The organism is Pseudoalteromonas sp. bablab_jr010 (assembly GCF_016464105.1).
GTDB classification, from domain to species: Bacteria; Pseudomonadota; Gammaproteobacteria; order Enterobacterales; family Alteromonadaceae; genus Pseudoalteromonas; species Pseudoalteromonas simplex.
Genome location: NZ_JACDWV010000037.1, coordinates 1 through 4,132, shown reverse-complemented (window position 1 = coordinate 4,132; position 4,132 = coordinate 1). Strand labels below are relative to the sequence as shown.

The 4,132-nt window shown below is 33.3% G+C and carries 6 protein-coding genes and 1 pseudogene; 4 read left to right on the top strand and 3 right to left on the bottom strand.

What is annotated here, in order from left to right:
* Both JIG37_RS01705 and JIG37_RS01700 read left to right on the top strand, forming a co-directional pair.
* A pseudogene (locus JIG37_RS01705) lies at positions 1-406 on the top strand (hypothetical protein); the annotation flags it as partial.
* On the top strand, positions 406-918 hold the full coding sequence (locus JIG37_RS01700) for a DUF6795 domain-containing protein (RefSeq protein WP_199528519.1): 513 nt from the start codon (positions 406-408) through the stop codon (positions 916-918). The pseudogene JIG37_RS01705 and the gene JIG37_RS01700, both read left to right, overlap by 1 nt.
* Here the strand turns inward: JIG37_RS01700 and soxR are convergent.
* Positions 915-1,370, bottom strand: coding sequence for a redox-sensitive transcriptional activator SoxR (gene soxR, locus JIG37_RS01695; protein ID WP_199528517.1), 456 nt, complete (start codon positions 1,368-1,370; stop codon positions 915-917). The two genes, JIG37_RS01700 and soxR, sit on opposite strands and share 4 nt — an antisense overlap.
* A gap of 218 nt (positions 1,371-1,588) precedes the next feature.
* Here soxR and JIG37_RS01690 point away from each other — a divergent pair, with 218 nt between their 5' ends.
* Positions 1,589-2,074 carry a hypothetical protein gene (locus JIG37_RS01690; protein WP_138599212.1) on the top strand — a complete coding sequence of 162 codons (486 nt, stop codon included), beginning with the start codon at positions 1,589-1,591 and terminating at the stop codon, positions 2,072-2,074.
* Between the two features lie 61 nt (positions 2,075-2,135).
* Here JIG37_RS01690 and JIG37_RS01685 read toward each other — a convergent pair whose 3' ends face one another.
* Positions 2,136-2,549: a hypothetical protein gene (locus JIG37_RS01685; RefSeq protein ID WP_054554047.1), complete on the bottom strand. Its 414-nt coding sequence runs from the start codon at positions 2,547-2,549 to the stop codon at positions 2,136-2,138.
* A 50-nt stretch (positions 2,550-2,599) separates the two neighbouring features.
* A complete protein-coding gene (locus JIG37_RS01680) occupies positions 2,600-3,232 on the bottom strand; it encodes a hypothetical protein (RefSeq protein ID WP_199528515.1) in 633 nt (210 codons plus the stop codon).
* 255 nt (positions 3,233-3,487) lie between these two features.
* Between JIG37_RS01680 and JIG37_RS01675 the strand changes: the two genes are divergently transcribed.
* The coding region (locus JIG37_RS01675) for a GAD-like domain-containing protein (protein ID WP_199528513.1) at positions 3,488-4,132 on the top strand (645 nt) is incomplete at its 3' end.

Here is a 4,132-nt window from a genome sequence, read left to right as displayed (position 1 = left end):
AGATGTGTATAAGAGACAGCCGCATACCTTGTTTAGAAAACCGTTTTACTTACCTTACGAAGACATTGTTTGCTATGGTGCAAATGAGCGTAATGTCGGTTCAGCCCGGGGTGGCTCACGTGTATTTGTATCACTCATGGTGCCGTTAAAATACCCTAAACATTATCGCTTCACCAAGCCCACTTTCTATGTAGGTGGTTCAAATCGTGAATGGGATTCACTGGCATATGCCACAGCCATGACCTTTATGGATACATCCATCCCGCTTGGTACTCACTTATATCAATCGATAGAGCATTACTTCAAAATTGATAAAGACATAACAGAAAAAAACGGATTCCCTGAGGAGCTAAAACCCTATTTAGATCCAGTCGATTGCCAAGTAAATAGAGAAGCCGTGTGGTAGTGAACTTTGTTAGGTTAGCATTTATCGCTATTTTTCTTTTTACTTCAACTGAGGTATTCGCAGGCATGTTTGGTTTGTTCAATAAAAGTGATTTTTTGTTATCGGCTCCAGTTCAAGGGGTTTTACTAGATAATGGTAAACCGGTGGCAAAACAAAAAGTAACCCGTTCGCTTACTTATGGTAAAGAATATATTGATAAGACGATAACAGATGAGAATGGCCGCTTTCGTTTTGATAAAAAACTAATAAGAACAGCTAAACCTGCAAATATGTTTGATAATGACTCGCTTATTCAACATATCTACCTTGAAAATGGCACTCCCGAAGGTATTGTGCTTTGGTATACAAGTATTTCAATTCATGAAAATAGTAATACCCTTAAAGGGTTGCTTGGTGATCTTGTTTGCGATCTATCAAACAGCCCACAAACAGTTGATATTCAGATAGAAGAGGCGCCTGAGCATACGTTTGCTATTTACGGTATGTGTGAGCTGAGCAAAGCTAAACTTTAATCTCTTTCTAACAGCACAGCGCCGCTGTGCTCTTCACCTAAATAATCATCTTTGTTGTAGATAGGGCATTTGGCCATTGATAAACAGCCGCAACCAATACAACCATTAACGCGCTCGCGCAATCGCTGCATGTATTGAATGCGTTCATCTAATTGCGTTTGCCAAACTTTAGAAAGAGCTGCCCAATCTTGTTTAGTGGGTGTGCGCTGCTCAGGTAGGGTGCTTAACGTTTGTTTAATGTCTTCAAGAGTTATGCCCATGGTTTGTGCAGCTTTTATTACGGCAATTCGGCGCAATACATCGGGTTTATAGCGGCGTTGGTTACCGTTATTACGCCAGCTGCGAATAAGCCCTTTAGACTCATAAAAATGCAAGGTCGAAACTTTTACGCCACTGCGTTTTGCCACAAAGCCAACCGAAAGGTTTGCATCAATAAGTTTCTTATCTGACATAATTTGCTCCAATGTGTTGACCTAAAGTTAGCTTGAGGTAGTGTGCATTCAATAGTAAAAAAAATGCATTTCACTGTGCAAGCAATATTTCAATCTTAGTGTCGAAATTTTAATTTCATCTATGAATAAAGTAACTTTTTTAATATTTTTGGTAATTTTTTGTGTTTTTTGATGTATAGTATATTTCTGTTTATGTTTTAAATACAAAAGGAAGGGTTATGAAAAATAAATTGTTATTTGGTATGGTTTTATTAATGGCTAGCTCAACATCATATGCGTCAGTGAAAGATAAAAAAGCAATGAGGAACGTTGACAGTAATATTGTAGCTGAAGTGAGTAAAGTAAAATCTAGCTGTGGGAATTCAGCTTTAGATGTAACTGTAGACTGGGATAGCTATAAGAATATGATTAGTAGTAATAGTGAAAAGCTTAATAAAGATAACTATAAGAGTGAGTGGGTTATTTCTCATTCAGGTCAACGAACCGTTGCGGCACTTGAGGCAATAACATCTATATGTGGAAGTGATGAAGATTATAAAGAAGAATTAGCAAAGTTAAAAAAGATTAAAATAACAGCTAAGCAAGACTTTTTAGATTCAAAAAATAACTTTACTTTATCTGATAATACTTTAAATATTGAAACAGGTCATAAGATGACTCGAAGAGCGTCTGATTATACTGATAAAATAAAATCTTTATTTTAAATTGATTGTTGTAATGATCTACTAAATGTAGATCATTACATTTAAGTCTATAACTAGAATGTTATAGCTCTTTTTCTATAGCATTCTGTACTGATTCAGCTCTTTCATCTATTTGATTCGCCGCATTCAATATTGGTGAATGATTTAAGGTTAAAATACCCTTGCTGTATGTCGCAAAGTGGTTAGCATTATGAACATTACCATAGTTTTGAATGATTAATTTTTTCAAATCTTCTTCTATCGCTTCTTTAGAAAATTCATCAGAACACATTTCTTTAAATGCTTTTATGGTTGGTTCAAAATAGATCATAGGCCAAGTTTGATCATATAAATGAGCGTAATCATCAATAGCAAGCGTTTCCCAATTTACTTCTATATCAAATTCGAATTTGGCTGCTTCGAAAATTTGTCTTTTAAGTGAATCGAAACGATTCTTTTCAAATTCTCTTGCTGCTTTTTTCTCTCTTAGTCCCATTGTCATTCCTTATTTATTTGACATGTTTATTAATGATTTAACTTAATGAATTACAAAGTTCTATTAAGTCCTTTTTCGATAAGTTGATTAATGTTGTGTGGTAGAGGCTCTGAGTAGTTAATTTTTATTGTTATAGTTTTATTGTTGAGCTTCAAATTAAACTTTGACATTTCGTCATTATTAATGTGGAATGTGTGTACTTTATTTATTGCTGATAGTGTAAAGTCATCATTAGTTAATTTTTTTATGTTTTCTGTTAAATAATCGATAACAACAGAGATTTTTTCAGCCTCAATATTGTTATTATATTTATCAGCAAAGAATTTAAATTCTAAATCATAACTTGATTTAAACATTTCTGACGTTAAATTTATTATTTCATCTATATCAATTATTTCTGATGTTGGCTGTTTGGTTTCTAAGTTTTCAAATAAATTTACTGTTGAATTTTGGTCTTTAATTGTTACGTGTGTTGCATAATTTAAATCAAAAATGGTTTTGTTTTTATCTTTATCAGATATGAGTACAGTGTTACTCTTTTCACTTAACTCTTCTAACCTGCCGGTAAAATTATTTCCAAACTTATCAAAAAGAGTAACTTCAAAAGAAGATTCTTGATTGATTAACCTGCTTATTAAATCTATTGGAGAGGGGATTGTTGGTTTTTCTTGGGTGTTAATCATGATATTCCTTATCTAGATTTAGTCCTTAATTTAGGGATATTATCTTTTTTTTTTGATTCAGACAATATCATTTTTCACTTTCTGTGTTAAAAACCTTTGTTTTATAGTCACTGCTTAATTATTCACCATTGTTCACAATGGTCGAAAGCCGATAGAGTTGATGCAATGGATAAAGCAGCTAAGCAAGCCATGGATTTGCACGGGCCAGATGCAAAAATGAATGTAGAATTATCACGTTTTAAATAAGGGGAACACATGAGTGAGTTTAAGTTGGATGAAGGTTTTGAATATTTTTTAGAGAAATTTGGGAAACCAGAAAAACAAGAATGTTGCTCCGTAGAGACATTAGAAAAATTTAAAAATAAGCTCCCAGATCGTTTATTAGAATATTGGCAAGAATTTGGGTTTTGTAGCTTTAAACAAGGTTTATTTTGGATTGTCAATCCTAGTGATTATGAAGACTTATTAGATGAATGGTTAGAGCCTACAGATATATCTGACAATGATGTTTATCATGTTTTTGCTCGAAATGCTTTTGGTGATTTATTCCTTTGGGGTGAAGAAACTGGTTATAAATACAAAGTAATGGCTGCAAGAGGCTGGGTGATAGAAAAAAAAGGTAGAGTAAAAAAAGATCATAATACCGCAATTGAATACTTTTTTGGTTTTTTAGACACAGCATCTCATGACTTTAAGGATGAAGCGGGAAATGTTTTGTTTGAACCTTGCATTAATAAATTTGGTGAATTAAAAGCAGATGAAATGTTTGGTTTTGAACCGAGCTTAATTGTTGGTGGAGAAGCTATTTTTGACAATATTAACAAGGTAAATATTTTTGTTCACTTATCTATATTGGCGCAATTTGGTCAAATCGAAGTACTTGATCATGATGCACTTATA

Bases quoted from the DNA above. Each gene is read 5' to 3' on its own strand.
- soxR (WP_199528517.1), bottom strand. From the start codon at position 1,370: ATGTCAGATAAGAAACTTATTGATGCAAACCTTTCGGTTGGCTTTGTG.
- JIG37_RS01690 (WP_138599212.1), top strand. From the start codon at position 1,589: ATGAAAAATAAATTGTTATTTGGTATGGTTTTATTAATGGCTAGCTCA.
- JIG37_RS01685 (WP_054554047.1), bottom strand. From the start codon at position 2,549: ATGGGACTAAGAGAGAAAAAAGCAGCAAGAGAATTTGAAAAGAATCGT.
- JIG37_RS01680 (WP_199528515.1), bottom strand. From the start codon at position 3,232: ATGATTAACACCCAAGAAAAACCAACAATCCCCTCTCCAATAGATTTA.